Origin of the sequence: uncultured Brachyspira sp., assembly GCF_949287625.1 — a bacterium.
GTDB lineage: Bacteria > Spirochaetota > Brachyspiria > Brachyspirales > Brachyspiraceae > Brachyspira.
Genome location: NZ_CASEGO010000007.1, coordinates 14630 through 40752, shown reverse-complemented (window position 1 = coordinate 40752; position 26123 = coordinate 14630). Strand labels below are relative to the sequence as shown.

At 25.7% G+C, this 26123-nt stretch carries 37 protein-coding genes; 30 read left to right on the top strand and 7 right to left on the bottom strand.

Going from position 1 to position 26123, the window contains the following annotated elements; translation table 11 throughout:
• Nucleotides 1-12: 12 nt before the first annotated feature.
• From Q1X91_RS02840 to Q1X91_RS02755, 18 genes are read left to right on the top strand one after another with little or no spacing between them, the layout of a single operon-like run.
• Entirely contained in the window at nt 13-480 is a 468-nt protein-coding gene (locus tag Q1X91_RS02840; protein ID WP_300753222.1) for a hypothetical protein, read from the top strand.
• 9 nt (nt 481-489) lie between these two features.
• A complete protein-coding gene (locus Q1X91_RS02835; RefSeq protein WP_300753220.1) occupies nt 490-885 on the top strand; it encodes a hypothetical protein in 396 nt (131 codons plus the stop codon).
• 20 nt (nt 886-905) lie between these two features.
• A complete protein-coding gene (locus Q1X91_RS02830) occupies nt 906-1142 on the top strand; it encodes a hypothetical protein (RefSeq protein WP_300753218.1) in 237 nt (78 codons plus the stop codon).
• Nucleotides 1143-1161: 19 nt separating this feature from the next.
• Nucleotides 1162-1656, top strand: a complete 495-nt coding sequence (locus Q1X91_RS02825) for a hypothetical protein (RefSeq protein WP_300753216.1) — start codon at nt 1162-1164, stop codon at nt 1654-1656.
• Nucleotides 1656-2021: a DUF4406 domain-containing protein gene (locus Q1X91_RS02820; RefSeq protein ID WP_300753214.1), complete on the top strand. Its 366-nt coding sequence runs from the start codon at nt 1656-1658 to the stop codon at nt 2019-2021. Before Q1X91_RS02825 ends, Q1X91_RS02820 begins: the two co-directional genes overlap by 1 nt.
• Entirely contained in the window at nt 2014-2301 is a 288-nt protein-coding gene (locus Q1X91_RS02815) for a nucleotide modification associated domain-containing protein (protein ID WP_300753212.1), read from the top strand. The genes Q1X91_RS02820 and Q1X91_RS02815 overlap by 8 nt, the downstream gene beginning before the upstream one ends.
• Complete coding sequence (locus Q1X91_RS02810; protein WP_300753210.1) at nt 2294-2812, top strand: hypothetical protein; 519 nt, start codon at nt 2294-2296, stop codon at nt 2810-2812. The genes Q1X91_RS02815 and Q1X91_RS02810 overlap by 8 nt, the downstream gene beginning before the upstream one ends.
• Nucleotides 2813-2829: 17 nt before the next feature.
• Nucleotides 2830-2994: a hypothetical protein gene (locus Q1X91_RS02805; protein ID WP_300753208.1), complete on the top strand. Its 165-nt coding sequence runs from the start codon at nt 2830-2832 to the stop codon at nt 2992-2994.
• The gene (locus Q1X91_RS02800; RefSeq protein WP_300753206.1) at nt 2991-3413 is read left to right on the top strand and encodes a hypothetical protein; all 423 of its coding nucleotides are present in this window, start codon (nt 2991-2993) and stop codon (nt 3411-3413) included. Before Q1X91_RS02805 ends, Q1X91_RS02800 begins: the two co-directional genes overlap by 4 nt.
• A gap of 17 nt (nt 3414-3430) precedes the next feature.
• Nucleotides 3431-3958 (top strand): VRR-NUC domain-containing protein, encoded by a 528-nt coding sequence (locus Q1X91_RS02795; protein ID WP_300753204.1) that lies wholly within the window; start codon nt 3431-3433, stop codon nt 3956-3958.
• A complete protein-coding gene (locus tag Q1X91_RS02790) occupies nt 3958-4224 on the top strand; it encodes a hypothetical protein (protein WP_300753202.1) in 267 nt (88 codons plus the stop codon). Before Q1X91_RS02795 ends, Q1X91_RS02790 begins: the two co-directional genes overlap by 1 nt.
• The gene (locus Q1X91_RS02785) at nt 4221-4694 is read left to right on the top strand and encodes a hypothetical protein (RefSeq protein WP_300753200.1); all 474 of its coding nucleotides are present in this window, start codon (nt 4221-4223) and stop codon (nt 4692-4694) included. Before Q1X91_RS02790 ends, Q1X91_RS02785 begins: the two co-directional genes overlap by 4 nt.
• Nucleotides 4695-4705: 11 nt before the next feature.
• Nucleotides 4706-5071: an HNH endonuclease signature motif containing protein gene (locus Q1X91_RS02780; protein ID WP_300753199.1), complete on the top strand. Its 366-nt coding sequence runs from the start codon at nt 4706-4708 to the stop codon at nt 5069-5071.
• Between the two features lie 12 nt (nt 5072-5083).
• Entirely contained in the window at nt 5084-5992 is a 909-nt protein-coding gene (locus Q1X91_RS02775) for a DNA cytosine methyltransferase (protein ID WP_300753197.1), read from the top strand.
• A 3-nt stretch (nt 5993-5995) separates the two neighbouring features.
• Complete coding sequence (locus Q1X91_RS02770) at nt 5996-6118, top strand: hypothetical protein (RefSeq protein WP_300753195.1); 123 nt, start codon at nt 5996-5998, stop codon at nt 6116-6118.
• The gene (locus Q1X91_RS02765; RefSeq protein WP_300753193.1) at nt 6108-6737 is read left to right on the top strand and encodes a hypothetical protein; all 630 of its coding nucleotides are present in this window, start codon (nt 6108-6110) and stop codon (nt 6735-6737) included. The genes Q1X91_RS02770 and Q1X91_RS02765 overlap by 11 nt, the downstream gene beginning before the upstream one ends.
• 19 nt (nt 6738-6756) lie before the next feature.
• Nucleotides 6757-6981, top strand: a complete 225-nt coding sequence (locus Q1X91_RS02760; RefSeq protein ID WP_300753191.1) for a hypothetical protein — start codon at nt 6757-6759, stop codon at nt 6979-6981.
• Between the two features lie 13 nt (nt 6982-6994).
• On the top strand, nt 6995-7201 hold the full coding sequence (locus tag Q1X91_RS02755; RefSeq protein WP_300753189.1) for a hypothetical protein: 207 nt from the start codon (nt 6995-6997) through the stop codon (nt 7199-7201).
• Here the strand turns inward: Q1X91_RS02755 and Q1X91_RS02750 are convergent.
• From Q1X91_RS02750 to Q1X91_RS02725, 6 genes are all read right to left on the bottom strand, one after another.
• Nucleotides 7198-7848, bottom strand: a complete 651-nt coding sequence (locus tag Q1X91_RS02750; protein ID WP_300753187.1) for an HK97 gp10 family phage protein — start codon at nt 7846-7848, stop codon at nt 7198-7200. The genes Q1X91_RS02755 and Q1X91_RS02750 overlap by 4 nt on opposite strands.
• A 144-nt stretch (nt 7849-7992) precedes the next feature.
• On the bottom strand, nt 7993-8343 hold the full coding sequence (locus Q1X91_RS02745; RefSeq protein WP_300753185.1) for a hypothetical protein: 351 nt from the start codon (nt 8341-8343) through the stop codon (nt 7993-7995).
• A gap of 60 nt (nt 8344-8403) precedes the next feature.
• Complete coding sequence (locus Q1X91_RS02740; protein ID WP_300753183.1) at nt 8404-9768, bottom strand: FtsK/SpoIIIE domain-containing protein; 1365 nt, start codon at nt 9766-9768, stop codon at nt 8404-8406.
• Nucleotides 9769-9970: 202 nt separating this feature from the next.
• Nucleotides 9971-11557 (bottom strand): DNA polymerase III subunit beta, encoded by a 1587-nt coding sequence (locus tag Q1X91_RS02735; RefSeq protein ID WP_300753181.1) that lies wholly within the window; start codon nt 11555-11557, stop codon nt 9971-9973.
• Nucleotides 11558-11598: 41 nt separating this feature from the next.
• Nucleotides 11599-11859, bottom strand: a complete 261-nt coding sequence (locus Q1X91_RS02730; RefSeq protein WP_300753180.1) for a hypothetical protein — start codon at nt 11857-11859, stop codon at nt 11599-11601.
• Nucleotides 11860-12330: 471 nt separating this feature from the next.
• Complete coding sequence (locus tag Q1X91_RS02725; RefSeq protein WP_300753178.1) at nt 12331-12633, bottom strand: hypothetical protein; 303 nt, start codon at nt 12631-12633, stop codon at nt 12331-12333.
• A 234-nt stretch (nt 12634-12867) separates the two neighbouring features.
• Between Q1X91_RS02725 and Q1X91_RS02720 the strand changes: the two genes are divergently transcribed.
• Complete coding sequence (locus Q1X91_RS02720) at nt 12868-13170, top strand: hypothetical protein (protein WP_300753176.1); 303 nt, start codon at nt 12868-12870, stop codon at nt 13168-13170.
• A 259-nt stretch (nt 13171-13429) separates the two neighbouring features.
• Here Q1X91_RS02720 and Q1X91_RS02715 read toward each other — a convergent pair whose 3' ends face one another.
• Nucleotides 13430-13696 (bottom strand): hypothetical protein, encoded by a 267-nt coding sequence (locus Q1X91_RS02715; RefSeq protein WP_300753174.1) that lies wholly within the window; start codon nt 13694-13696, stop codon nt 13430-13432.
• Between the two features lie 259 nt (nt 13697-13955).
• On the opposite strand from Q1X91_RS02715, the gene Q1X91_RS02710 reads away from it, so the two are divergent.
• From Q1X91_RS02710 to Q1X91_RS02660, 11 genes are all read left to right on the top strand, one after another.
• The gene (locus Q1X91_RS02710) at nt 13956-14294 is read left to right on the top strand and encodes a hypothetical protein (RefSeq protein ID WP_300753172.1); all 339 of its coding nucleotides are present in this window, start codon (nt 13956-13958) and stop codon (nt 14292-14294) included.
• Nucleotides 14295-14712: 418 nt separating this feature from the next.
• Complete coding sequence (locus Q1X91_RS02705; protein ID WP_300753170.1) at nt 14713-15369, top strand: hypothetical protein; 657 nt, start codon at nt 14713-14715, stop codon at nt 15367-15369.
• Nucleotides 15370-15371: 2 nt separating this feature from the next.
• On the top strand, nt 15372-17411 hold the full coding sequence (locus Q1X91_RS02700) for a terminase gpA endonuclease subunit (protein WP_300753168.1): 2040 nt from the start codon (nt 15372-15374) through the stop codon (nt 17409-17411).
• 17 nt (nt 17412-17428) lie between these two features.
• Nucleotides 17429-17572: an AAA family ATPase gene (locus tag Q1X91_RS02695; RefSeq protein WP_300753166.1), complete on the top strand. Its 144-nt coding sequence runs from the start codon at nt 17429-17431 to the stop codon at nt 17570-17572.
• 103 nt (nt 17573-17675) lie between these two features.
• Nucleotides 17676-20273 carry an N-6 DNA methylase gene (locus Q1X91_RS02690; RefSeq protein ID WP_300753163.1) on the top strand — a complete coding sequence of 866 codons (2598 nt, stop codon included), beginning with the start codon at nt 17676-17678 and terminating at the stop codon, nt 20271-20273.
• A gap of 65 nt (nt 20274-20338) precedes the next feature.
• Nucleotides 20339-20509: a hypothetical protein gene (locus Q1X91_RS02685; RefSeq protein ID WP_300753161.1), complete on the top strand. Its 171-nt coding sequence runs from the start codon at nt 20339-20341 to the stop codon at nt 20507-20509.
• Nucleotides 20510-20587: 78 nt separating this feature from the next.
• Nucleotides 20588-22930 carry an N-6 DNA methylase gene (locus Q1X91_RS02680; RefSeq protein WP_300753159.1) on the top strand — a complete coding sequence of 781 codons (2343 nt, stop codon included), beginning with the start codon at nt 20588-20590 and terminating at the stop codon, nt 22928-22930.
• A 158-nt stretch (nt 22931-23088) separates the two neighbouring features.
• Nucleotides 23089-23355, top strand: coding sequence for a hypothetical protein (locus tag Q1X91_RS02675; protein ID WP_300753157.1), 267 nt, complete (start codon nt 23089-23091; stop codon nt 23353-23355).
• Nucleotides 23352-23606 carry a hypothetical protein gene (locus Q1X91_RS02670; RefSeq protein WP_300753155.1) on the top strand — a complete coding sequence of 85 codons (255 nt, stop codon included), beginning with the start codon at nt 23352-23354 and terminating at the stop codon, nt 23604-23606. The genes Q1X91_RS02675 and Q1X91_RS02670 overlap by 4 nt, the downstream gene beginning before the upstream one ends.
• The gene (locus Q1X91_RS02665) at nt 23606-25219 is read left to right on the top strand and encodes a phage portal protein (RefSeq protein WP_300753152.1); all 1614 of its coding nucleotides are present in this window, start codon (nt 23606-23608) and stop codon (nt 25217-25219) included. The genes Q1X91_RS02670 and Q1X91_RS02665 overlap by 1 nt, the downstream gene beginning before the upstream one ends.
• The gene (locus Q1X91_RS02660) at nt 25212-25949 is read left to right on the top strand and encodes a S49 family peptidase (protein WP_300753149.1); all 738 of its coding nucleotides are present in this window, start codon (nt 25212-25214) and stop codon (nt 25947-25949) included. Before Q1X91_RS02665 ends, Q1X91_RS02660 begins: the two co-directional genes overlap by 8 nt.
• Nucleotides 25950-26123 lie beyond the last annotated feature (174 nt).

Genomic DNA, 26123 nt, shown 5'->3' with positions numbered 1-26123 from the left:
GGAGATTAAAAAATGACATTAAATCAAGAGTTTAGAGATGCTATATTAGCAAACAATTATAGAAAATGCGTATTCAATCCAGATGAGGAAGGTACGGAAGTTTGTCATATTCTTGCTAACAGCAAAGCGAATGTAAAGTCAGTACAAAAATATTTTAATTGTACTGAAAGAGAAGCACAAGATTTAATTAATATGCCTTTATTAAATACGGTATGGGGAAGCAGAAAAGCGAATACTGAATATTGTAAAACTGAAGACATTAAATTAATCAGTATAAAGCTAGTGGGCATAGCAAACGAAATTATATTTGATTATTGGCATCGACTAAAAGCAACAAATCAAAAACATGATTTATACGAATATGTATACGGAATATACTGCATATTTTTCAGACTTTATTTGTTAGGCGATTTTGAGCGTACTGAAATAATAAAACTAGTACAAACAGATTTTCAAAGAAAAATAAACGCACATTTTTAAGGAAATGTTATGAGTAAATACGATATTTCAAAATCTCCTGAAGAATTAATTTATTTAGGACATTATATAAATCTTGAGAATATTATTAATAGAGGTCTTACAATAGATGAGTATCAATATAAATCTTGTCTTATACAAATAATAAAAAACAAAAAACTTCAAACATTAAATAATAAGAAAATGAAGTTTAATGAATTATTTATTTCAAATCCAATTTCAAATAATCAGGGAATATCAACTAAAGCGTTGGATTTATTTATAGAAAAATATGCAAGTAAATATAAAGATTTATACGCTTACGATATGGAAGAAGGAGGTTTTTTTACTCGATATGCTAAAAAGAAAAAACTAAAAGAGAAAAAAGTAATATTTGATACTGAATATACTTTTTATCAATTAAATTAAAAAAGTTTGGAGGGTAGACAATGATAACTAAAGTAAAAAACAGACATCTAAAAACTTTTGAAAAAGAGTTTGGAAGAGAAGCTCAAAATATCTTTATCGAGGCTTTAGGGGATGTAAAGCTGGAAGACGAAGTTAAAAAATTAAAAAGAGAAGGTAAGAGTGTTGATACTTTATCCTGCGATGAGTTTAAACAACGCTTCGGAAAGTTTACGGGATATGAAATAAAGAGAATTAGAGAAATTGAAAAAATTAAATAAAAAATAAAGGAGATAATAAATGAATAAAAGAGAAATAATAAACAAAATAAAAAACGAATTAAATAATATTGATAGAGACGCTTTTAATGAGAAAGTAAGGGCATTATCTCCTCTCGCTAAAAACAATAACTTAATTATCGTCTCTGCCGATAGTGAAGATTTTATTTTATTTGATGGTGTTATAGAAAGAAAAAAATATTGTCCTATGCCAGTAAAACTATATATTAATACTACTGACTATGAAAGATTTAAGCTTGTATTTAGCCGTTTAGATTTAGATAATATTTACTATCCTGATGACATAGAAAAATTAAATTCACTACAAGAATTTGCTGACAATAATTTTATAGCTATAAAAGTTTCTTTTAATAAAAAAGAATGGGATTTCAAATTAGATTTACCTGAAGGTATGAAAATAGACTATGATACTTTTAATGTGTTAGAAGACAGAGAAGTATTTAGCAAAGGTTTAATAATAGATTTGGAAAGTTTTAAGAAAGCGGAGGCTGAATAATGGGAAAACTAAAAATATATTTAAGCGGTGCTATTACTAATAGAAAAAACTACGAACAAGAGTTTGAAGAAGCCAAAGAAATAGTACAAAAATATTATAGTATTTATTATGACAGTCAAGATACAGAAATAATAAACCCTATCGATACTGACAATTTAAATGAAAGCGGGAGTTGGGAAGACTATTTAAAAAAAGACATCAAAATGCTTGTAGACTGTGATATTCTCATAGATATTGAAAACGGTTCGGAAAACTCAAGAGGTGCTATGCTTGAAAAAATGATTTGTGCAGGGCTTGATATACCTATACAAAAATTAAGTTTTTTTGAAACTGAAATGGAATTAAGAGGTATTAAACATGAATAAAGAAGAGTTAATAAAAAGAAAATGCGAACTTTTAGCGGAGACTTTAATAAAAAAAGACGCCGACTATGGAAGCAGTTTTGATAAAACGCTTGATGAATACGGACTTAATATAGCTTTGGTGAGAATAGAAGATAAAATAAATAGATTTAAAAATCTAAAAGATAAAGCAGATCATCAGGTAGATGAAGATTTAAAAGATACTATTTTGGATATAGCAGGCTACGGAGTATTGTTTGCTATATATTTGGAGAATAATTATAAAGGAGATAACAATGACTAAAAATTTAAAAATAGATTTAATCGCTTTATTGGCTGAAGAACTTGATAACTTAGATAATGATAAATTCAATAAATTATTTGAAGATGAAGATTTTGATTCTATGGATTTTAATGATAGAAGAGAAAAATTAAAAGATGAATTATATGATTTAGGTTTACTTGATAGTTTTGAAGAATTAAATGAAAAATTAAATGATGTATTTTATCCTGAAGAAACATTTGATGCTAATGAATTAATAAGAGAAAAATCTTTATATAAATATAAATTTGAAATTTCTAGTTATTGTTCTTATGACTTCATAATAAGAATAAATAAAAATTATAAGACTTATATATGGGTAAAATTTAATAACAATTCTTATGAGTTGAGTGTTCATTATAAAACTTTAGATAATGCTTCTTGGGGTAAGACTGATAAATTAAGAAAACCTACAAAAGAAGAATTAGTTAATAAAGTAGATGAATTAATTAAGTTCTATTTTGATAATAAAGAATTATATAAGTTTATTTAATTTTTAGGAGGCTGAATATGAAATGCGAAGTTTGTAATCAAAATACTGCCTTAAAAGAAGCGGCTTACCAAATAGGAAGTTTAATAACATTAGTTTCTGTATGTGATGAATGTGCTTTAGATATAGCAAATAGCAGTCATATTCTTAATACAAGATATGACTTTAAAGGAGAAATAAAATGAAAAAATTAAGCGAATTAAATAATAATACAGAACTAATTTATTATGGGGATCTCTTTACTTATGTTGATGAATTAAAATATGAAATGAAAGAATATCCTGAAAATTATAAAAATAACAAATATAAATATTATATATGTGAATATGAAGAAATAGATATGGGACTTGATTTATGTGAAATGTTTAATGATATGTTAGATAGAAAACGATATGATTGCTATATAGAAGCAGAAATAAAAGATGAAGAAAAAGAAAATATAATTAATGGTTTATGCGGTGAACTAAAAATAAAAAGACAGGATTTTTACAGAATATTAAACAAACATTTCATAGGAAAATTTGTTTCAGGTAAACAAGGAAAAGACAGTGAGTATCTTGTAAAAGTTCCTTATGAAGGTGAAGAAGTAGATATTTATAATTAATGTTTATGGAGTTTACAATGATAATTTACAGAAAAATTGATGAAAGAGATAAAATAAAAAGATATAAAAAAATAAGAGCTTTTATTGAAGCAGAAAAAAGAGATAAAGACTCTTTTAGAGAAAGTCAAATACAAAATATGATTATAGCTTATCTTAATGAAAAGCATATTGACTATCACCCTTCTATGAGCGGAATTAAGGCTAGCAGCGGACTTGCTAAGTTTATGAAAAGTCAGGGTATAAAAGCAGGTCATAGTGATTTAATAATTTATGCTAAAACTAAAAAACATGAAATACTGCTTTTAGAATTAAAAACAGTAAAGGGAAGATTATCTGATGTACAAAAAGAATGGCTAAAAGATAAAGCAAAACAGGGCTATGCTGTGAGTGTTGCATATGGATATTATGAAGCTGTTTACAAAATAGAAAAATATTTGGAAGATAAGCCTATTTTATACGGCACAAAAAATATTAAAAGACATACAAGAAAAATTAATTATTTCAGGCTTCCTGATATTAGAAGATTTAGAAGGATGATAGCATAATGAGAAGATTAATAAGATTTTTTAAGCATTATAACAATGTATATTCATCAATGCTTAATAAAATAAAAGTTAAATTATTAGAATATGGATATAAAGCAGAGCATGACAATTTTTATGTTATTTTTCATATAGGAGAGAAACTATATCTTATAGAATTAGTTAAGTGTCAGATAAGATTATTTAATAATGAAGAGGATTATTATTTTGATGATGTTGAAAGTATGTTTAAAAAAATAACTGAACTTAGAGATAAGGAGGCAGTATGAGTGATTTGAAAAAATTATTTAATGGTAATAATGCTTTTGTATTTTTATGCTGTAAGAAATGCGGTAAGGCTTTGAATAAAAACAATACTGCTATGTATAGAAATAAATATTACTGTAAGGAGTGCCGTTTTGAGATGACAAAAAACGTAATAAAATTTTCTAAAAAATATCCTAAACTTTGGGGACAAAATCAGGCTAAATTAATAGCTGTTGAGGATATAAATATTGATGAGAATACAAATAAAGATTTACTAGAATATGACACAAAGGCTTTGGACGGTTCTTATTATGAATTAAAGAAAGGCAAATATATTCAGCTTATTTTCTTAGGAAATAAAAATATTCCTTTCTGTACTATAAGAAATGCATATGGGCGTTATGGTGATAAAAAAGAATATTATCAGTCTAAAATCGGCGAAGTATTCAATATAATAATAGTTTGTGAAAGTCCTAAATTACCGCTTGTGTAAGGAGATTAAAAATGAAACATAATAGATTTAATAAAAGAGATAATAGTTATCTAAAACATAAAAAAGAATTATTTGAAGAGATGAATGGAAGATGTGCTTACTGCGGAATAGAATTAGAGTATAAAAAGGCTACTATAGATCATAAAGTGCCTTTGGCAGTTGGCGGAACTAATGACAGAGGAAATCTTATAATATGCTGTTTTAGCTGTAACCATTATAAGAGAAACAGAGATATTGAAGGTTTTAGAAACTCTATACAAAATACTGTTAAATGGCTTAAATGTAATTCTGCTTATAGATTAGCCTTAAGATATGAAAGAATAGAAGAAGCTGATATGAATAAAAATGTAGTGTTTTATTTTGAAAGCAAAAAGTAAGGAGCTTTTTATATGATTAAATTATTCAGTGCGTTCAGCGGTATAGGTGCTTTTGAGAAGGCATTAGAGAATTTGAATATAGATTTTGAATTAATAGGCTTCTCTGAAATAGATAAATATGCTTCTGAAAGCTACAGCATACTTCATAATGCTGATAAAAGTCTTAATTACGGAGATATAACTAAAATTGATATTAATACTCTTCCTGATTTTGATTTATTTACTTGGGGTTTTCCTTGTCAGGATTTATCTATAATAGGAACAAAGAAAGGATTTAATGGAGAGAAAAGTGTTTTATTTTTTCAAGGCTATGAAATATTAAAGCATAAGAAACCTGCTGTAAGCATTATAGAAAATGTATCTAATCTTATTAGTAAAAAATTTGATAAAGAATTAAACACAATAATAAAACTGCTTGGAAAAATAGGATATAAAACCAAAATATTAAGAATGAATGCCAAAGAATACGGCATACCGCAGAACAGAGACAGAGTTTTTATAGTATCTATGCTCAATAAATATCCTCATTTAAATATTAAAAAGGAAGAACTCTCTTTTTATGCTAAAAATATTTTAGAAGATAATGCTGATAAAAAATATTATTTAAGTGATAAGCAGCTTGAGGCAATAGAGAGAAAAGGAACAGCTTTTGAAGGTAAATTTAAACCTTTTAATTTAGAAGATTTTTTTATAGCTTATACAATAAAAACTAGGAATGATTATTCAGAATCTAATTTTATAAAAACAGATAAAGGTATTAGAAGATTAACTCCTTTAGAATGCTGGCTTTTAATGGGCTGGAGTAAGGAAGATTTCAGCAAGGTGAGTCATTTAAGCGATACTCAGTTATACAGGCAGTCTGGAAACAGTATAGTTATACAAGTTTTAGAGAAAATATTAGAAAAAATATATAAGGATTAAATAATGAAAAAAGAGATTATTAAACTTATAAAACAAAAAATTAATAAAATAAGAAATATTGATATTCCTGAAGATATATTGTCATTAGCGAAAGAAAATAATATAGCAATAATATATGGAAAATAATAATAAAAAAAATAGTTCTATAAGAAAGCTCAAAACTTCGGCTTCTATAGTTAAAAATGATGAGTATTTTACGCCGCCTGAGGCAGTGTACCCTATTGCTGAATTATTAAAAAAATATGGTATTAATAATATTTTAGAGCCTTGCGATACTAATAATAATTCTAATATTGCTAAAGTATTAAGAGAATATAATTTTAATGTTTATACTTCCTCTATTAAAGAAAGCAACTATATTCTTAATATGCCTATAAAAACAAATGTATTCGTTGTTACTAATCCGCCTTATTCTATTAAAGATGATTTTATAGAAAAAAGTATTTATCTTATAGAGAAAAATATCATAAATGGATTTGCTTTTTTACTTCCTACTATGGCTTTACATGGAGTAAAAAGGCATAAGTTTTTTAATAAGTTAAATAATTTAGGCTTTAGTATAAAAACTTTAATTTTTGATAAGAGAGTTGAGTTTACTTCTTTTGAAAATATAAAATCATTAAATAAGCCGTGGTTTGACGTTGCTTGGTTTGTATTTATCAAAGAAAAAGAAGTCTTTAATGAAGTGAGCTTTGTTAAACTTCAGGTAAAAGAAAAAGATAATTTTGAGCATTTATTAGTATAACAACTATAAGGGGTATCGTATGGAAAGAAGGGATAATATAAAAGAAATTATATTAAATAATATTAATAAAATAGAGCCTGATAAATATTATAACACTTTCGACCTGCTTAGGCTGTTAGGAACAGGGATCACTCCCACTAGAAACTTTATTACTAAAAAAATACCTATAGAAAAAAGACAGGTTATTGTATTAAAAGAGCATACTGAAGAATATAAGGGGCAGAATATATTTAAAAATATATAATAAGGACTTATATATGATAAAAAAAAGAAATACTAAAAAAACTATTGTGGTATCTGGGGCAGACATCATTAAGGCTGTACATTCTGATAATAAAAATATTGACTGTGAGGCTAATTATAAAAAATGTATATATTTTGATAATGGAGAATGTAATCATGACACTGTCTCAAATCTTGATGAGGCAGTGATATGTCCTTATTATCTTCTAAATAAAGACTAAATCTCTAAAGTTTTTTTCATTTTATATGATATGTTTTTAAATATATAATTACTTTTTATTACTTTTTTAGCGGAGTTTTTAAATATTGGTCTTTTTCTTATTTTTTTCTTACGGCTTAATATTCTTATAGGCTTTATATCATGTCTTTTTGTACCTACTCTTTCATATATAGCAGGATCTTTTCCTTTGGGCTTTAATATGAAAAATCTTTTATCTCTTTTTTTTAATTTGCCTTCTTTTATTTTCTCTCCTATTTGTCTAATATTACCCATTTTATTAAATCTATATTTATTTGGTATAATATTAGTATATTTATTTTTTCTTCCGCTTAATGTAGCTATAGGGTTTATAGTTAATGACTTACCCCAAATGTTACGGCTTAATGGCTTTCCTAGTTCATGATATTCTTGATACTCAGCAGTGCTTCCTATTATGCTTTTTTTATCTTTTTTAGTTGCTTTTTTTACCTGTATTACTCTTAGAGCATATTGATTTCTTAAAGTAAATGTTTTTTGAGTTTCTGCTCTTGCTTCTTTTTGTACTTCAAATGCTGCCTGATTGAGTATTTTTGCTGTTTTTTTCTCTGCGAATTTCTCTAACTTTTTTAATTTTTCTTGAAGTTCTTTGAATGTTATAGTTTCAGCCATAGTATTATCCTTAATTTATGCTTATAAAGATAATAATATTTGACTATAAAAATAAAAAGTGAATCAATAAAAAACGGCGGCAATTACTTTTCATAATCACCGCCTAAAACTAAAAAACTAAAAAATTAGGAACTTAATTGCAATTTATAATAGATTTTCCATATCTTCCCTTTTATCAAATCCTGAATAATGTTCTCTTGCATATTTCTTATATTCTTCCATATATTCTTCATCTTCAAATTTTTCCGGATCGCCTTTATATACATACCATTTATTATTTTCCTCATCTAAGTAGCCGAATGATACACTTTCTATTGAATATTCTCCCTCTACAAAAGCATATAATTTATCTGTTATAAACACAAGTTTTAATACAAATCTTTTAAAAAGTGTGTTTTTATCTCCGTCTTTTTTCATAGAAATCCATTTAAATAATTCTGTAATATTTATAAGTATGAATAATAAAGGTTTTAATAAAGTTTTAAATATTTGCATATTATCCTCCTATATTGTTATGTTTATTATATCGATAATAAATTATCGATATGCTTCGGCTTACTTGTTTATATAATCTATTATTCGCTCTATCTCTTCGGTCGTAATATTAGGCACTTGTATATGCTCTAATTTTACACTCTCTTTTCTTTTTAGTAAAGCATCTCCATTGCCTATTAAATCCTCTGCTCCTTTATGATCTATTATTACCCTGCTGTCTGTGTTATTAGCAACTGATAAAGCTATTTTTGTTGGCAAGTTTGCTTTTAATTCGCCTGTTATTACTTTAGCACTAGGTCTTTGAGTTGCTGCTATTATATGAATACCCGCACTTCTGCCTAATGATGCTATAGTATTTAATATCTTTTCGGCTTCCTTCTTTATATCTCTATTAAATAAGTCTTGAAGCTCATCTATAATAAGAACTATATAAGGAAGTTTGTTTTTTGATTTTTTATTATATTCCTGTATGTTTCTTGCTCCTTTCTTTGTTATCTTGTTATTTCTGTCTCTTAATTCGCCTTCAAGGCTTCTTAATGCTGATATTATATCATCATCATTATTTAATGAATTATATATTAAATGCGGAAGTTCATTAAATATACTCAATTCATTTTTCTTATCTATAAGCATTAATTCTAATTCATCTGCTGTCTTCTTATATATAAGGCTTGTTATAATAGAGGCTAGACATACGCTTTTACCGCTTCCAGTTTCTCCAGCTATAAGCATATGCGGTGCTTTGGCTAAATCAATAGCTGTTTTTTCATTATCCGTGTTTATGCCTAAATATAAAGGAAGTTCAAAATTATTATCATCATTTATAACTTCTTTTATTCCGAAATATCTGCTTTCATCTGTTTTTATATATTCTATTGCTAATGCCTTCTGTGCGTAGTATTTATTTAATCTTATATTATCACCAAATGCACATTTTAAGCTGTTTTCAAGCGTGCTTAGCGTATAGCTTTTTATTATGCTGTTGTCATATTTAAAAATATAATTAATAGATATTCTTGATTCTTTCATTTCCTTTGATACTATATTAATTTTTAATTCTTTTAATATAGTTTCTATCTCTTCAATATCTATATAATCATTAAATATAGTTTCTTTATTTTCATTTAATAAATCAATATTAGGATAATTATATTCTTTTTTGGTATTCTCCTTCTTATCCTCTGTTATATCTTCTTTATTTGTATATTCTTTATTTTTATTTTCATCTTTTGGTGCTGTTCTATAAGTATATATCAGATTATCATAATTTGTTTTTTCAATATTTGATTTTTTATTATTTTGAATGTATTTCACAAACTTATATATTAAACCAAATATAAAAGCTATTGCCTTAAAAGAATATTCTATTAAAACTATTAAGCATTGTAATAAAGCATTAAAACACATTATAGTACCTATTATCATAATAAAAACTCCTATTATTGCTATGCTCGCCTACGCCTTGAGGCTTGACTTAATAAATTAAGTCAAGGGCTTTGGCTCGCTTTTTTATTGTTGCTATATTAGCCAAAAAATATTATTTAAAACTATATTAAATATTTTTTAGTTCCTTAAGCTAGTTAATATATAACTAGCTTAGGAAAAAAGGGCTTAATTTATATAATCTTTATGCTGTTTTCAATATATCTATTTTTGTAGTATCCGTAATATGCCATGTATAAGGCTTTTTATACTTATTATATTTTATATTAAATAATGATATTTTCTCATCATCGGTTATATTCAAGCTGTCAATATATTTGATTAATTCAATAACTTTATAATCAATGATTTTTATACTATTAATAAAATCTATAAATCTTATAGTATGTTTTTTAGATTTTTTTCTTTCAATAAATCTTCTCTGCTGTCTTGTATTTTTATTTTCTTCTGTATTTTCTACAAACTGTTTAATATGCTCTTCTATTATATTATTATGTTCTTCGGTATTTCCCATTCTCATTAATACATATACTGTATTGTTATATAATATCTTTAATGGGCTTTTCTCATCGCTGTATATTTCAAGTGTACATTTATTATTTTTATCTTTATTTATCATCATAGATAAAATATTTAATATATATTCATAATTTACATTTATAGTATAATTAATATTGCTTTCTATATTATCTATAACTATATTTGATATATTATGAATGCCATTATATTTATCATCTGTATTTTTATCTTTATAATCTGCTATTGTTAAAACAAGATTATTATTATTAAACTTCATTATCAAGCGTTTTGATTTTGCTTTGCTTAGTTTTTTAAGGCTTGTTACTGCTTTTTTTATTTCTATCATCTGTTCATTATTAAATATTATACTGCATATTTTTCTATTATTTTTATATTTTTCATTTTCTTTACTTGGAATAACTTTTTTATAAGGCGGATATTTTTCAACTATTAAAGAACTTGTATATATATAATCATTATCTATTATCTGTATACATTCTTTATTTATAGATATATTTACAGTTTCTTTATTATCAATATCTTTATCTATATTAGAAACATTTTTAAATAATGCTGTTACGGCTTCGGCTGGTATAATAGCATTATTTAATTTTTTATAGCCTTGATAATTCATTTTATATACTGCCATTTGTCTGCCGTTAGTAGTTACTATATTTAATTTATTAGTGCTTATAAAGTCAAAATATACGCCTTTTAAAGCTGGTTTAAATGGTTCTTTGGCTATAGTATTTATACTTTTTTTGAATATAGTAAATAATTCTTTTTTACCAACTGTTATATAATTAGTAAAGTTTCTATCTATTTTATTATCTGGGTATTCTTCTGCATTCATTCCTATAATCAAATGCTGGGTATTTATTTTTCTTTCTCTATTATATTTATCTTCTCTTTTTCTGATATAAGTACCTTTATAAAATAAATATATTTTTTGATTTTCCTGTACTGACATATTTATAAAATCTGCATCATGTTCTTTTATTATATTAAAAAACATTTTAGCATATACACATATCCTGAAATTATCATGATTATGATTTATTACTTTTATTCTTTTTTCTATAAAAATATTTCCATCGGTAGCAGCTATATTTAATATACTGCCTTCAAGCTGTAATAATACATTGCTTTCAATATTATATATTACTTTGCTTTGTATTATTTCCATAAAAGTATTTTTTATTACTTTTAAGTTTTGAGTATTGATTGTGATGTAATTATTGATTGTTTCCATAGTTAAAGCTCCTTAGTTTTTATTTTTTAGTTTTTTTAGTTTTATTTTATTATTAATACTTTATCATCATAGCAAGCTATTAAATTACTTGCTAAGCCGATGTTATATTCATTTAAATGTTTTTCACGCATAAAAGTGTTTTTGTTTTTTTCCTGATAGCTGCTTAAATCTTTATAATTAATATCTAAGTCAATAAAGCTATTTTTTATAGTCCTTTGGAAGTAATAAAAAAGTTCTTTTTTACCTTCCTGAGATATTTTTTTATTGTCTTTATTAAGTGTTAAAAATGTTTGTATATCCATGAAATCCCCTTTATTATGCTGTTGACTTTTATATATAAGCTGTTATAATAAAGCCAGCTTTTAAGGACTTGCATATTGCTAGTATACAAGCCCCCAATAATAGCAAATGTTTATTATTTACTATTATTGATTATTACTACGATTGTTATTAAGTCTATTATCATAGTAATAATTAAAAGCGTGGTTTTATCCATCTTAGTGCCTCCCGTCACTCTAAATTTATATAATACAGTTCTGTAGACTGTTTATATAGCAAATTAATATATTAGCTTTTTAATATTTCTATTATTTTTTTTGCTTTTATTCTTGTGTCAAATTGTAATAATATTATAAAAATTCTTATATTGTTTAATTTGTTTATTAATTTTTTCATATTACCCTTCCCTTATTTTTTAGTTTTTTAATTTGATTTTTTCTTGTAAACTGTTATAATCAAATTAGTGTTAAATTAAGTCCAGCCTTGCTTCTCTCTCATTCTAAGATGCAAGGGATAACAGTGCTGTTATGAATACTAGTTAATAACAGCCTGTTATTGTTTTCTAGTTTTAAGTTTATTACTTTGTTATTTTTTACAAACTCTAAAAATCTTTTAGCAAATACAACGATTGTTTTATCTGACTGACATTTTCTTTTTGCCTGTGCTTTTTCAAATCTTGAATCAAATACAACATTATTATTCTTGAATGTTATTGTTATTTGATTTTCAAGTCTGTTATTATTGTTTAATTTTAATAAGTCTTTTAATTCCTCTTGTTTGAATGTTAATGTTTCCATTTTAAGCCCCTTTGTTTTTTGTTTATATTATAATTATACACTATTTTTGACAGCAAGTCAAGCATTTTACTGTCAAATATTGTCAAAAATCACAAAAAATTAAAAAATAAGGCAATTTTAATACATTTTTTACAAATATTTTTATATTTTGATGTTTTTGACAAAAAATACTTGATTTTTGACAGTAAATAAAGTATACTTTTTATATAAATCAAAAAATATAAGGTGTATTTAATGAATGAGAAAAAATATATTTATAATCGTTTACAGACTTCTATAAATTTGACAGATGCGGAAATGCAATTAATTGAAAAAATCGCTGCAACAGAATTTAGTAATAAAAATCAATTAGTTGCACGTGCCATTAGAGATTATCTAAAAAAATATACTTCCGATACTCCGCCAGCTTCCGAAATCTCTGCATTTTCTCATTCTGATAATCAAAATAATTCAATCGATGATTTAAAAAACTCTATAAATAATTTAAATCAATCAATAAATATTTTAATTGAACGTTTACCTGATAAAAATAATTAATTCCAAAGAACATTTTTTTACTTGACTTTTTTTTATAAGCTGTTATAATAAATATTAGGTTTCTAAGGGCTTATATACCGAGAGAATATACAAGCCCCAAACATAGCAAATTATTTACTATTATTGATTATTACTATGATTGTAATAATGTCTACAATTACAGTAATAACTAGAAACACTATTTTGTACATCTTAGTGCCTCCCATCACTCTAGATTTATATAATACTATTGTGTGAGAATAGTATTTTATATAGCAAATTAGTATATAATGCCGTTTATATATGTCTTGTCGTCTGCTTCAATTCTTAATTTTCCGATTTTTTCAAGTTCTTTAATTAAATATTCACTAAATAGTTTTATTGTTTTGTTTTTAAATGTTTCTACTGTGTTTATTTTTATCTCTTCTTTTATTATGCTATTCTTAAAGATTATACTGTTTTTATTAAATGTTATTGTTGTCATGTTGTTTACTGTGTAATCTTTACTGATTAATTTGTTTAATTGTTCTTTTTTTAATATTGTCATTTCAAGCCCCCTTGCTCTCTCATTGTTTATATATATATTATACCGCATTTGGACGCATTTGTCAATACTTATTGCGTCCAATAGGACGAAAAAAGTTATTTTTTTTCTATTTTTTGGCTATTATTCTACGTTTTTTACATATATTTTATATAATTTAGCAAAAACGCATTCATTTTTATATAAAATGCGTCCTTATTATTGATTTTTTTACAAAAATGAGTTAAATTGAATGTATAAAATAAAAAAAAGGGGTTATTATATGAATAATAAAGAAAATCGCTTGCATACTTCAATTAGTTTGTCAAATGAAGAGTTTAAAAAATTAAGTGAAATAATTGTTAATTTGAATTTAAAAAATAATAATCAAGTAGTTTCTTATATAGTACGTGATTATATAAAAAAATATACTGATGAGAATAAACAAGCTGATGTAAATACTGAAAATAATAATATAATAGTAGATAATCAAAATAATAATAATATTTCGATAAGTGATTTAAATAATTCTATTAATACATTAAATCAAACTATTAATAATTTAGCTAGCTTAATAAATAAAAATTCTGCCGATGATATAAAAAAAGGTACTGTAAACTGATTTTTTCGGCTTATGTGGGCTTTTGTGCCCGCCAAAAAAATTTTCTCACAAAGTTTTTTTGAAAGTTAACTGATTAACTAGTTAACTAATTTTACACCATAAGGCATTTATTTTTTTAGCAAGCCCTCTTTCTCTTAAAAAATACACTAAAAATAATGCCTTAATAGTACACTTTTTAGTCTGATTTATAGCTAATATTGTATTATTTTATTATAAATCAATTAAAAACAAAATATATTATGATAATTATATACTGTTTTTGTATCGTGAAACATCAAAATTAAGGCTTTTTAGTTAACTAAATTGGCTAAAAGTTAACTAAAAGTTAACTGATTCACTTCTTTTTTAGTTAACTTTCTTTATAATAATCATATGGTTTAATGCTTACCAATTCTTAAGAATATTAAAAAGGTTTTTTATGCCTATCATAAACGGCGAAGAATATTTAACATTAAAAGATTTTTCACAATTAGTCGGCTGTTCCAAAGCCAACATCACACAATGCATTAAAAAGCAGGACAGCAGAATAAAGTTTATAACCGATGAGAAAGGAAGAAAACTAATAGCAAAATCTTCAGCTGATAATTGGGCTTTATCAAGAAATGTTTACGGTAAAACTGATAAAAATAAAAAAACTAATAAATCCAAAAAAGCAGAAATACAAAAACTATATATAACTGATAATGAGAAAATAGGCATTATAGACAATAATGAACATAATTCTCTAAGTATAGAGGATATGGATATTAATATAGCTAAAGCAAATGTTTTAGTTGCTGATGCTACAAAAAAACATATAGAGATAATGCTTCTTAGAGGAAAACTTATAGAAAGAAAAGCTATAGAGGTTATATTCCCATCTGTTTTAATTGCTTTTAAGGGGCAGATAGATACCATACCTAAAAGCGTGTCTTCAAAGTTTGCTGAAATTATTAGAAACAGACTTGAGTTAGAAGTACCTACCGAAGAAATAACTATTATTTTGAGAGAGGCTTTAAGCAGTGAGTTTATGAAATTAGAAAAATATCTCTCTGAACAGACAGAAAATGCTATTAATCAATTAAGGAATGTGTAAATATGGAAAGATTAAAGGAAATTAATTTAGAGGATCTAGTCTCAAAAAAAATATTGAATGATTGGAAGGAAGATGATTTAAATTTCCTTAAAGGTATTGTAAGAAGAAGTTTAGAAGTAAAGCCAAAATATGAAATAGTAGAATATATAGAAAGAACTAGAATATTAAATGAAAGAGTTTCAGCGATACCGGGCTATTATTCTTTTAAGGTTACGCCTTATTTAAGAGAGATAATAAGAAACTTTGATGAAGACAGCCCTATTCAGTATGTTGACTTTATGAAAGGAGCACAAATTGGAGCTACAGTAGGACTTGATGAAAACTTAATAATGTATTTATTAGGCAATTCTCCAGCACCTATTTTGTTTTTGGCTTCTACTTCGGAAGTTGCCGAGCAGATATTTACTTTAAGAGTAAGTCCTTCAATAGAAGAATCAGGATTAGGACATTTATTTAAGTCGGCTGTAAAAAATAAAAAAAGCAGGGAAACAGGAAACACAAAAAGCTATAAAACTTTTGACGGCGGATTTATTCAGTTAGGCGGACTTCAGACAATATCAAAATTAAAATCTTTCTCTATAAAAGTATTGATAATAACGGAAGCAGATGAGGCTAAAATAGATGTAGGCGGACAGGGTAATGCTATAACTTTGGCAGAAAGAAGAACGGATGCATATTCAAATATCAGAAAAATACTTATAGAATCTACTCCGAAAATGGCTACTGGAGAATCCTTTATAGAGCAAAGATTTTTAGAAGGCGACAGAAGATTTTATCATGTACCTTGTAAGGACTGCGGAGAGCTTCAAATATTAGATTTTGAAAATTTGAAATATGAATTAGATGATGAAGGCATTTTGATACCTTCATCAGTTCATTATGAATGTAAATACTGCGGAAGCCATTGGAAAGAAGTTGATAAAAAAGATTTTCTAAAAACAGCAGAGGACGGAGGACATGCGAAATGGATAGCAACATCGAAATCATTAGACCCTAAAAGAAGAAGCTATCATTTGTCATCGCTTTATGCTCCTATAGGTTTCAGAAGCTGGGAGAGTATAATAAGAGATTATTTGAAAGCAGCGGAAGCAGAGAAAAACGGAGATAACAGTTTTATTAAAGTTTTTTATAATACAGTTTTAGGTCAGACTTATAAGGCTATAGAAGATGTACCGCCTTATGACTATATTTATAATAAAAACAGAGGAAATTATTTAAAAGAGACTATTGATGAATACGGTAAAATAAAGCAGTCTACACTCAATATTGAAGAATTAGAGCATAAACCATTATTTTGTAATATAGCAGTAGATATACAAAAACGCTATATAGAGTGCGGAGTATTTTTATGGACTGAAGGATATAGAAGTTATATGTTAGGCTATCATAGATTAGACGGTGATACTTCAAACCTTCAAAGCAGATGCTGGCTTTTATTAGAGAGAATTATTAAATCATCGCATTTAGGCTTTTATGCTTCTATAGTATTTATAGATAAAGGCTTTATTCCAGCAGTAGTAACAGATTTTTGTGAGGGAATGTATCAAAAAAGTAAAAAGTACGGAAATGTTGTATTTGCTATTAAGGGAGAAGATACAGGTAAGTTTTACAGGTTTCAAGATGATAATAAAAGTCATAATCCGCCTGCTTTAATATTAAACTCTTCAATGGCAAAAGATGAAGTATATAATGCTCTTTCAATAGAAAAATCAGAAAATGCAGACAATAAAGAGGAGCTTCCTATAAGGTGGGCATATTTTCCTAATGATATTGATATGAACTTTTTTAGAATGCTTACAGCAGAGGAGAAAGCAGCTAAACACACAAGAAGCTCATCAAATAAATATGAATGGCGTTTAAGGGCTGGACAGAGAAGAAACGAGGCATTGGACATATTCGCATACAGTACAGCAGCAGCATTTTTCTATATAGATAATATTTCGCCTAAAGATAAAAACGGTAATATTAATTATAAAGCAGTTTGGAACTATTTAAAATCCGATGACGGCATAGCATTGGAGAAAATGAATAAATTTGAATAAAATAAAAGGAGATTACAATGATAAAAAGCATTGAAATAACTAATTATAAAAGAATAAAACATTTAGAAGTAGACAGTTTTAAGAATATAAATGTCATTGTAGGAAAATCAGGGGCTTGTAAAACTACTTTGCTTGAATCAATTTATTTTACTGAAAAATAAATAGAAAATAATTTGAGTATATTTATATTTAAAAATATTGAAATTTATACTATATTATTATATTATACTATCTTAGTATTATATTTTTATATAAAGGTTAATAATGTCAGAAGAGCTTCTACAAAGAGATTTAATTAAAAATCCTGATAAAATAGGAACATGGAATTTTTATAATATAGGTTCTACTACTGTAAAAACCTTAAAAAGTGCTAATATAATTAGAAATATTGATTATGGTAAAGATATTGATCAAAAAAAAATTGATGCTTTAATTACTAAAGAAAAAGATATTATAGCAATTATAGAATATAAATCTCCTAGAAATTTTAATACTGAATATAAAAAAAATAAAGCCATTAATCAAGAAATTAATGTGGCAAAACAATTAAATACCAAATTAATGATAGCAACAGATACAAAAGAAACATTGTGGATAAATGTATTAACAGGAAATACTATTAAAGATGAAAATGGTAAAGATTTTAAATATTTATTTGATTATAAAGATACTAAATTATTTGATGTGATAAATAACATTATCCATTCTATAAATAGTAATAATGATAGAATATTACCTAAAAAATTAATTGATCCAACAGATTTATCTAAACAAATATGGCAGGATGTTTGGAGTGTTAGCGGTGCTACACCTGAAAACTGTTTATATACTTTTGTAGAATTGTTTATTTTTAAATATTTGAGTGATTTGAATATATTAAAAGGCGATTTTAATTTTTATGAACTTTTAAAAAAATATAGCAAAAATGAAGAAAATTATGTTTTACAGCATTATGCAGATATTATAAGACCAAAAATAAAAGAATTATTTCCTGCTGGTATAGATAAAACAACTATTATTAATGGTACAATATTTGTTAGTAAAGAACAAAAAGCAATAGATGGATATGGTACTGTTTTTAGAAAAGTATTAGAAAAATTTAATAATTACGGAAAGTTAGAATATATAGATTATGATTTTAAAAGTAAACTTTTTGAAAGTTTTCTAAAAGAAAGTATTAGTAAAAAAAATTGGGGGCAATATTTTACTCCAATTAAAGTAGTAAGAGCTATAAATGAAATGGCCTATAGTGAATTAAGAGAAGGAATAGTTATATGTGATCCTGCCTGCGGAGTTGGCAAATTTCCTTTGGAGTTTATAAAAGAAAATATTAGGAAATTCTTTTTTATAAAAGATAATAAAATAGAGTGTAAAATTAAAATAGTTGGGTTTGATAAGGGATTTGATAAAGATGAGCAAAAAACTATTATTTTAGCTAAAGCAAATATGCTTATTTATTTTTGTGATATTATAAAAGAAAACCCTGAATATACAAAAGAATTTGCAAATTTATTTAATGAAACATTTACACTAAAAACTAATTCTATATTAGGAACTTTATCAGAACCTATTGAAAATATGTATGATTTAATTTTGACAAATCCTCCATATGTTACAAGCGGAAGCAGTAATCTTAAAGAAGAAATATTAAAAGATATAAATCTCAAAAATTATTTTAAAATAAATTCTTTAGGTGTTGAAGGGCTTTTTATGGAATGGATTGTTAGAGCATTAAAGCCATCTGGTAAAGCATTTGTCATATTGCCTGATGGTATTTTTAATAGAAAGTATGATAAAAATCTTAGAAAATTTATTTTAGATAACTGCTATATAGATGCCATTATATCATTACCTATAAAGACTTTTTTTACGACTCCTAAAAAAACATATATATTAGCTATAACTAAAAAAAATAATTTATCTGATACACAAATATCACCTGTATTTACTTATTTGTGTAGCGAAATAGGAGAAAGTAGAGATATAAACAGATTTGATATAGAACAAGATGATTTAAAAAAAGCTGTAAAATTATTTAATTTATTTAAGGGAAATAAAGAATATTTTTCAGAAATCAATTTAGATAATAGATGCAAAATACAGGATATTAGTAGATTTATAGATAATATTGAAACACAATGGATTATTGAAAAAGATTGGACAGAAACTGAAAAAGCTGAATTAGGAATAATAGAAAAAAATAAACCTATTTCTATATTTGATTTTTCAAATACGATAAATATGATAGTAGATAATGTAAAAGAACATCAGCAGTTAATAGATATGTATTCTCTAACAGAAACCTGTGAAATGACTGAAAAATATATAGGAGGTGAAACAGGTCTCTTTTTTGTAGAAAAAGGTAATTCAAAATATACAAAAAAATATATGAATAAAAATAAAGGTGTATTTCCTGTATATTCCTCTAAAACAACAGATGAAGGCATAATTGATTATATAAACACTTATGATTATGATTGCGAATGTTTAACTTGGACTACAGATGGTACATATGTTGGTACAGTTTTTATTAGAAATGGCAAGTTTTCTATGACAACACATTGTGGAGCTTTATTTTTAAAAGATGAATTTAAAAATAAAATATCAATAAAGTATTTATACGCAATATTAAACAATATATTGCCATTACATAAAGTAGGCGAAGGTTCTAATAAAAGATTAGGAAAAGAACTTATAGAAAAAATAAAAATAAAAATACCAATTGATAATAATGGAAATTACGATATGATTAAGCAAGAAGAAATAGCAGAAAAATATTTGAAAATAGAAGAAATTAAAAAAAATATTATATCTGAACTTAACATTATAAATAATATAAGTGTCGATATAGGTTTAAAATAATTTTTATAATATATCCATACATTTGTTTTTCTTGTATTATAGAAAATTATTTATTTGTTGAAGATATGAAACAGTTAATAGAAATTATAGTTTCATATTCTGATAAAATACAATTTTTTATTACTACTCATAATAAAGAGTTTTTATTGTTATTAGATGAATGCCTAGAAAAAAAGAAATATGATGATATTCTATCTGTAAATTTTAATAAAAATCATTATTTTAATAATAAATAAAAATAAAATTTGCAAAAGAATAAAAAAAAAGATATAATGTATATGATATAATACTATATATTTCTATAGGTACTTATTATGGTAAATGAAAGAATTACAGAAGATATTGTAAGAGAACATTTTAAGGGAGATCCGTTTTATAATAACATAGTGTTAGAAGAACAAATATCTAGTGTTCCTAAAATAAATAAATTGCTACAAAATGCTTCAAAAAAAGGGTATGGGAAGGGAAAACCAGAATTTATTATAAGAATTAAAGAAATACATGATTTACTTATTTTAGTAGAATGTAAAGCAGATGTATTAAGACATGAAAGTGAAGATAGAAATAGATACTCAGAGTATGCGGTTGATGGTGTTTTACTTTATTCTTCTTATTTATCAAAAGAATATAATGTATTGTCTATAGCGGTTAGTGGAATGGATAAAAGAGAATTAAAAGTATCATATTTTATACAAAGAAAATTGATGCAAGAATCTGAGCGTATTTTTGGGAATACTCTTTTATCAATAGAAGATATTATATCAGGTATAACACAAGATCAAATAAAAAGGAAAGAAAAATACGAAAATCTATTAAATTATTCTAAAATATTAAATGAGAAATTACATAGCTTAAAAATTAAAGAGGATAAAAGGAGTTTGTTAGTAAGTGGTATATTAATCTCTTTAAAAAATCCTAATTTTTATAGAGATTACAGTAATATTTCTTCATCACAAATTCTAGCTAATTTCTTATTAGAGACTATAAAAGAGCAATTAAATAATGAAAATCTGCAGAATAACAAAATAGACAGATTTATAGATAATTATAGCTTTATAAAGAATCATACTAGTTTAATTAAAGAAGAAGAAAATGTTTTAAAAGATCTTATATATGATATTGATGAAAATATTAATAGTTATGCTAGAACATATAAATATTATGATATATTAGGTCAATTTTATATTGAATTTTTAAGATATTCTAATTCTGACAAAGGTTTAGGAATAGTTCTTACACCTCCTCATATAACTGATTTTTTTTGTGATCTTGCTGACATAAAACCTGATGATATTATATATGATAATTGTACAGGTACATCTGGATTTTTAGTCTCAGCAATGAAAAAAATGATAGAAAAATCTCATGGAGATTTGAAAAAAGAAAAAAATATAAAAGAAAATCAATTATATGGTACAGAATATCAACCTGAAATATATCCACTAGCTGTTTCTAATATGTTTTTACATGGAGATGGTAAAAGTAATATTTTTTTAGGAAGTTGTTTTGATGAAGATATTATAGAAAAAATAAAAGAAATAAAACCTAATATAGCTTTTCTTAATCCTCCATACAAGTCAAATAAAAAACAAGATAAAGAAGAATTGGAGTTCATTTTAAATGCTTTAGATTGTTTAATTCCTCATGGTATATGTATCGCTATTGTTCCTATGAGCTGTGTTTTAGCTCAAAAAGGTAAAAGATTGAAATTAAAAGAAATAATTTTAAAAAATCATACATTAAAAGCTGTTTTATCAATGCCTAATGAGTTATTTTTTAATTCAAAAGTAAATACTAATACTTGTATTATAGTAATAGAAGCTAAAGTACCGCATTCATCTATAAAAACAACATTTTTAGGTTATTTTAAAGATGATGGATTTAGTAAAAAGAAAGATAAAGGAAGGTATGATTATAACAAAAAGTGGGATAGTATAAAAAATAATTGGATAGATTTATTTATAAATAATAAATCTATTTCTGGTTTATCTATTACAAAAAAATTATCCTATAAAGATGAATGGTGTGCCGAGGAATATTTAGAAACATCATATACAAATATAAATGATAATGATTTTAAAAAGACTATAAAAGATTATTGCATTTATAAATTGGCTTCTAATAAAAAAGATGATATTAGTTCTATATCTGTAAGTAATAATTCTATAAAGTTGAATATTAACAATTGGAATTATTTTAATTTAACTGAATTATTTAAAATAAAAGGCTCTAAAACTACTCCTCCTGATGATATTCCTAATTTAAATAACGGAATATATCCTTATGTTACAACACAAGCTAGCAATAACGGGGTTTCAGGATTTTATGATTTTTACACAGAAGAAGGAAATGTTATAACAATAGACTCGGCAGTTCTTGGATATGCTGCTTATCAAGAATTTCCATTTTTAGCAAGTGATCATGTAGAAAAATTAATACCTAAATTTTTGTTAAATCCATATATTGCTATGTTTTTAGTAACTATTTTAAATAAAGAGCAATATAGATATGGCTATGGAAGAAAAGCAAGTCAAAAAAGGTTAAAAAAATCACATATAAAATTACCTTCTATATTAAATGAAAATAATAAATATGAACCTGATTGGGAATATATGGAAAATTATATAAAATCTTTACCTTATAGTTCTTCTATTTAAAATATAATTAATTTTTTATTAATATACCATAATAAATATTTTCTATATATTTAATCAATATTATAAATTTAAAAAAACTCTCATAAATCGAAAATGATTCACTTATTAAAAAATAACAAAATTGTATAATTAGCTTATAAAAATGATATGAGGTTATTATGCCTTTAAAAAGCATTTATACTGAAGAAGAATTAATAAAAAAAATCAAAAAACTTGATGAGCAAATAGAAGCAACAGGCAATAAAAAAGGATATACATTCGGAGATGGTCAAGTCAATCAGTCTGTAACTTATAAAGATTTAGATGATTTAATAAAGTTAAGAAAGCAGTATATGGACGAACTTAAAAAAATAAACCCTGATTATGATGCTGTTCAGGCTTATTCTATTAGAAGCAATTTAGGAAATAGGATGGGACATAGATGATTAAAGCAGATGAAGCTGGAAAAATAAATATAACTTTATGGTATAGACTTGTATTTGCTTTGTATATTCTGCTTTTAAATAGATATATAAAATTAAATGCTAAAAAGGGAAAGAACACGCTCTTATATAATGAATATTTTTTGATGAGAATATTTTTTATGAAATGGCAGGAAGAGAAAATTGATGAAATTGTAAAAGATAAAGGCTATAGAGTTTTTGGTTCTCATAATTTAAAGGGTATTAGCTGGTAATGTTTAAGTTTGTAAAAGATATATCTGAGGCTTTAAATTGTGCTTTCAGTATTAAAGCAGGAAATAATATTAAAGAAATTAAAATAGAAGAAAAAGAAAATATAAATAGTTATTTAAATACTACAGGCTACGGCATAGGATATAGAAGTGTCGGAGCTAAAATAGAATACGGAGTACAGCCTGTAGTTGATGAGTTCTTTGACAGGGTCGTTTTAGTAGGAAGAAGCAGACAGTCTGAATTTGATTCTGTACATTATAAAGCTATGATTTATTGGCTTATGACTTATGTAGTTGGTACGGGATTAAATATCAATGTACTTCCTAATTGGGAAATATTGGGTATAGATGATGCAGATACAAAAAGAAAATATCAGTCAAAAATAGAGCATAGAATAAAATCTATTTTAAGAAGCAAAGAAGCAGATTTTTTGGGTAATTATAATACAGGTCAGTTTTTCAGAGAACTATATAGAAGCTATGTAGTAGACGGCGATGTATTTGTTCAGTTTATTTATGAACATAAAAGAACTGCGAATGATTTTGTATTAAGTCCAGTGAAATTAAGAATTATACCTACAGAATGCATAAGCTATGTAAAAGACAGTGCAGAAGGAATAAAGTTAGATAAATACGGCAGAGAGATAGGATATTACATAACAGAGAATAATTATGAAGATACTTCAAGTATTTATAATAAAAAATTAAAAAATAAAGCTGTTTATTATCCCAGATATACAAGTATGGGTCAGATACAAATAATACATTTAGCAAATAGAAACAGACCATTAGATTTAAGAGGAATACCTAGAGGCAGTCATATATTTCATGAACTTGAAAAAATATATCAGTCAAATGTTGCGGAATTAGATGCTCAGCTTCTTAATTCGCAGATATTCGGAATTATAGAAAGAGAATTAGGTACGGAGGATAAAAGCGAATTAAAAGATTTGCCTGCTAGAAAAAACTTTATAGAGTCAACTAAAGAAGTACCAAGCACTGATTCAACTGTAATGAATATGACTAATGTAGTATTAAATCATTTAAAGGCAGGAGAGAAATTAGTACAGGCTAATTCAAACCGCCCTAATTTAAATATACCTGCTTTTATTGATAGTATATTAATTCCAGCCTGCTCTTCTATGGGGATACCTGCGGAAGTATTAAAGGGAAGTTTTAATAGTAATTATTCGGCAGCAAGGGCGGCTATAAATCAGATGTGGGAGACTGTAGTACAGGAAAGGACAGATTTTGCTTTGAATGTTGTAAGTCCTTTTTATGAAAGTGTAATAACAGAGCTTGTTTACAGCAGAGATTTGAAATTAAAAGGCTTTTTAGAAAGCAGTGAAAAGAGATTAGCTTGGCTTCAGCATACAGTAACAGGAAGAGCAATACCTACACTAGACCCTACAAAAGAAGTAGAAGCTATGAAAATGTCTGTAGAAAACGGATTTGTTACTAGAGAATATGCAAGCCGTACACTCTATGGTACTAATTTTAGAGATAATGTTCAAGGTATAGCAGATGAAGAAGAGCATAGCAGAAGTTTGAATGTAAAACTTGGAGAAAATAATAATAATGAAAATAATAATGAAGAGGAATTAAATAATGAGTGATTTAGCTATAGAAGAAAGACTTTTATCTCAATATATGAATAATCAGAATATTTACAGTATAGGAAAGAGTTTTGAGATAAAAAATAATATAGCTTTAATAAGAATATACGGAGCTATTGATCCTTATCCTAGCTGGTTTTCTTCTGCTTCAGTAAACTTATTATTTGAGATAGTAAACAGTATTAAAAGTGATAAAAATATAAAAGGAGCTGCTTTTATAATAGATTCGCCTGGCGGAGCAGTTTACAGAGCAGCAGAATTATTTAATGCTATTAAAGAGATGGAAATAAAAAAAATTGCTTTTGTTGATAGTTCCTGCTGTTCGCTTGCCTATTGGCTAGCAAGTGCCTGCGATAAAATTGTAGCTACTTCTGAAACTGCATATTTTGGAAGCATAGGTGTTATATCAGGCAGATATTATTCAGATTCGGAAGTATATATTACAAACAGAGAAAGCCCTAACAAGTATCAGGATTTAAGAGATGATAGAGCAAAAGAATACACTCAAAACAGACTTGATGAAATATATTCAATGTTTAAAAGAGATATACTTTCAAATAGGAGTGTAAAAAAAGAAGCTATGGACGGTTCTTATTTTTTATCTGGTAAAGCTAAAGAATTAGGGCTTATAGATGAAATTAATTTGAACTGTGATATAGAAAGTTATTTTAATGAGGCAATAACTATTGATGATATTAATAAAGCTGTAGAAAAAGCAATGTTTATATAAGGAATAAACAGTAATTTTTTTCGGCGTAATAATAACTAGCCGTAAAAAAATTGCCTATAGCTAATTTATTAGCTATAGCCTGACAGCAATTTTTTTCGGCGTAACAATAATTAGCCGTAAAAAAATTGCCTATAGCTAATTTATTAGCTATAGCCTGACAGCAATTTTTTTCGG

Coding starts and splice junctions, on each gene's coding strand:
- Q1X91_RS02755 (WP_300753189.1), top strand. CDS start 6,995: ATGATAAAAAAAAGAAATACTAAAAAAACTATTGTGGTATCTGGGGCA.
- Q1X91_RS02825 (WP_300753216.1), top strand. CDS start 1,162: ATGAATAAAAGAGAAATAATAAACAAAATAAAAAACGAATTAAATAAT.
- Q1X91_RS02660 (WP_300753149.1), top strand. CDS start 25,212: ATGAGTGATTTAGCTATAGAAGAAAGACTTTTATCTCAATATATGAAT.
- Q1X91_RS02675 (WP_300753157.1), top strand. CDS start 23,089: ATGCCTTTAAAAAGCATTTATACTGAAGAAGAATTAATAAAAAAAATC.
- Q1X91_RS02685 (WP_300753161.1), top strand. CDS start 20,339: ATGAAACAGTTAATAGAAATTATAGTTTCATATTCTGATAAAATACAA.
- Q1X91_RS02765 (WP_300753193.1), top strand. CDS start 6,108: ATGGAAAATAATAATAAAAAAAATAGTTCTATAAGAAAGCTCAAAACT.
- Q1X91_RS02760 (WP_300753191.1), top strand. CDS start 6,757: ATGGAAAGAAGGGATAATATAAAAGAAATTATATTAAATAATATTAAT.
- Q1X91_RS02665 (WP_300753152.1), top strand. CDS start 23,606: ATGTTTAAGTTTGTAAAAGATATATCTGAGGCTTTAAATTGTGCTTTC.
- Q1X91_RS02810 (WP_300753210.1), top strand. CDS start 2,294: ATGACTAAAAATTTAAAAATAGATTTAATCGCTTTATTGGCTGAAGAA.
- Q1X91_RS02715 (WP_300753174.1), bottom strand. CDS start 13,696: ATGACAATATTAAAAAAAGAACAATTAAACAAATTAATCAGTAAAGAT.
- Q1X91_RS02805 (WP_300753208.1), top strand. CDS start 2,830: ATGAAATGCGAAGTTTGTAATCAAAATACTGCCTTAAAAGAAGCGGCT.
- Q1X91_RS02790 (WP_300753202.1), top strand. CDS start 3,958: ATGAGAAGATTAATAAGATTTTTTAAGCATTATAACAATGTATATTCA.
- Q1X91_RS02745 (WP_300753185.1), bottom strand. CDS start 8,343: ATGCAAATATTTAAAACTTTATTAAAACCTTTATTATTCATACTTATA.
- Q1X91_RS02680 (WP_300753159.1), top strand. CDS start 20,588: ATGGTAAATGAAAGAATTACAGAAGATATTGTAAGAGAACATTTTAAG.
- Q1X91_RS02735 (WP_300753181.1), bottom strand. CDS start 11,557: ATGGAAACAATCAATAATTACATCACAATCAATACTCAAAACTTAAAA.
- Q1X91_RS02820 (WP_300753214.1), top strand. CDS start 1,656: ATGGGAAAACTAAAAATATATTTAAGCGGTGCTATTACTAATAGAAAA.
- Q1X91_RS02785 (WP_300753200.1), top strand. CDS start 4,221: ATGAGTGATTTGAAAAAATTATTTAATGGTAATAATGCTTTTGTATTT.
- Q1X91_RS02770 (WP_300753195.1), top strand. CDS start 5,996: ATGAAAAAAGAGATTATTAAACTTATAAAACAAAAAATTAATAAAATA.
- Q1X91_RS02835 (WP_300753220.1), top strand. CDS start 490: ATGAGTAAATACGATATTTCAAAATCTCCTGAAGAATTAATTTATTTA.
- Q1X91_RS02775 (WP_300753197.1), top strand. CDS start 5,084: ATGATTAAATTATTCAGTGCGTTCAGCGGTATAGGTGCTTTTGAGAAG.
- Q1X91_RS02730 (WP_300753180.1), bottom strand. CDS start 11,859: ATGGATATACAAACATTTTTAACACTTAATAAAGACAATAAAAAAATA.
- Q1X91_RS02725 (WP_300753178.1), bottom strand. CDS start 12,633: ATGGAAACATTAACATTCAAACAAGAGGAATTAAAAGACTTATTAAAA.
- Q1X91_RS02720 (WP_300753176.1), top strand. CDS start 12,868: ATGAATGAGAAAAAATATATTTATAATCGTTTACAGACTTCTATAAAT.
- Q1X91_RS02700 (WP_300753168.1), top strand. CDS start 15,372: ATGGAAAGATTAAAGGAAATTAATTTAGAGGATCTAGTCTCAAAAAAA.
- Q1X91_RS02780 (WP_300753199.1), top strand. CDS start 4,706: ATGAAACATAATAGATTTAATAAAAGAGATAATAGTTATCTAAAACAT.
- Q1X91_RS02705 (WP_300753170.1), top strand. CDS start 14,713: ATGCCTATCATAAACGGCGAAGAATATTTAACATTAAAAGATTTTTCA.
- Q1X91_RS02740 (WP_300753183.1), bottom strand. CDS start 9,768: ATGATAATAGGTACTATAATGTGTTTTAATGCTTTATTACAATGCTTA.
- Q1X91_RS02830 (WP_300753218.1), top strand. CDS start 906: ATGATAACTAAAGTAAAAAACAGACATCTAAAAACTTTTGAAAAAGAG.
- Q1X91_RS02695 (WP_300753166.1), top strand. CDS start 17,429: ATGATAAAAAGCATTGAAATAACTAATTATAAAAGAATAAAACATTTA.
- Q1X91_RS02815 (WP_300753212.1), top strand. CDS start 2,014: ATGAATAAAGAAGAGTTAATAAAAAGAAAATGCGAACTTTTAGCGGAG.
- Q1X91_RS02670 (WP_300753155.1), top strand. CDS start 23,352: ATGATTAAAGCAGATGAAGCTGGAAAAATAAATATAACTTTATGGTAT.
- Q1X91_RS02840 (WP_300753222.1), top strand. CDS start 13: ATGACATTAAATCAAGAGTTTAGAGATGCTATATTAGCAAACAATTAT.
- Q1X91_RS02710 (WP_300753172.1), top strand. CDS start 13,956: ATGAATAATAAAGAAAATCGCTTGCATACTTCAATTAGTTTGTCAAAT.
- Q1X91_RS02750 (WP_300753187.1), bottom strand. CDS start 7,848: ATGGCTGAAACTATAACATTCAAAGAACTTCAAGAAAAATTAAAAAAG.
- Q1X91_RS02690 (WP_300753163.1), top strand. CDS start 17,676: ATGTCAGAAGAGCTTCTACAAAGAGATTTAATTAAAAATCCTGATAAA.
- Q1X91_RS02795 (WP_300753204.1), top strand. CDS start 3,431: ATGATAATTTACAGAAAAATTGATGAAAGAGATAAAATAAAAAGATAT.
- Q1X91_RS02800 (WP_300753206.1), top strand. CDS start 2,991: ATGAAAAAATTAAGCGAATTAAATAATAATACAGAACTAATTTATTAT.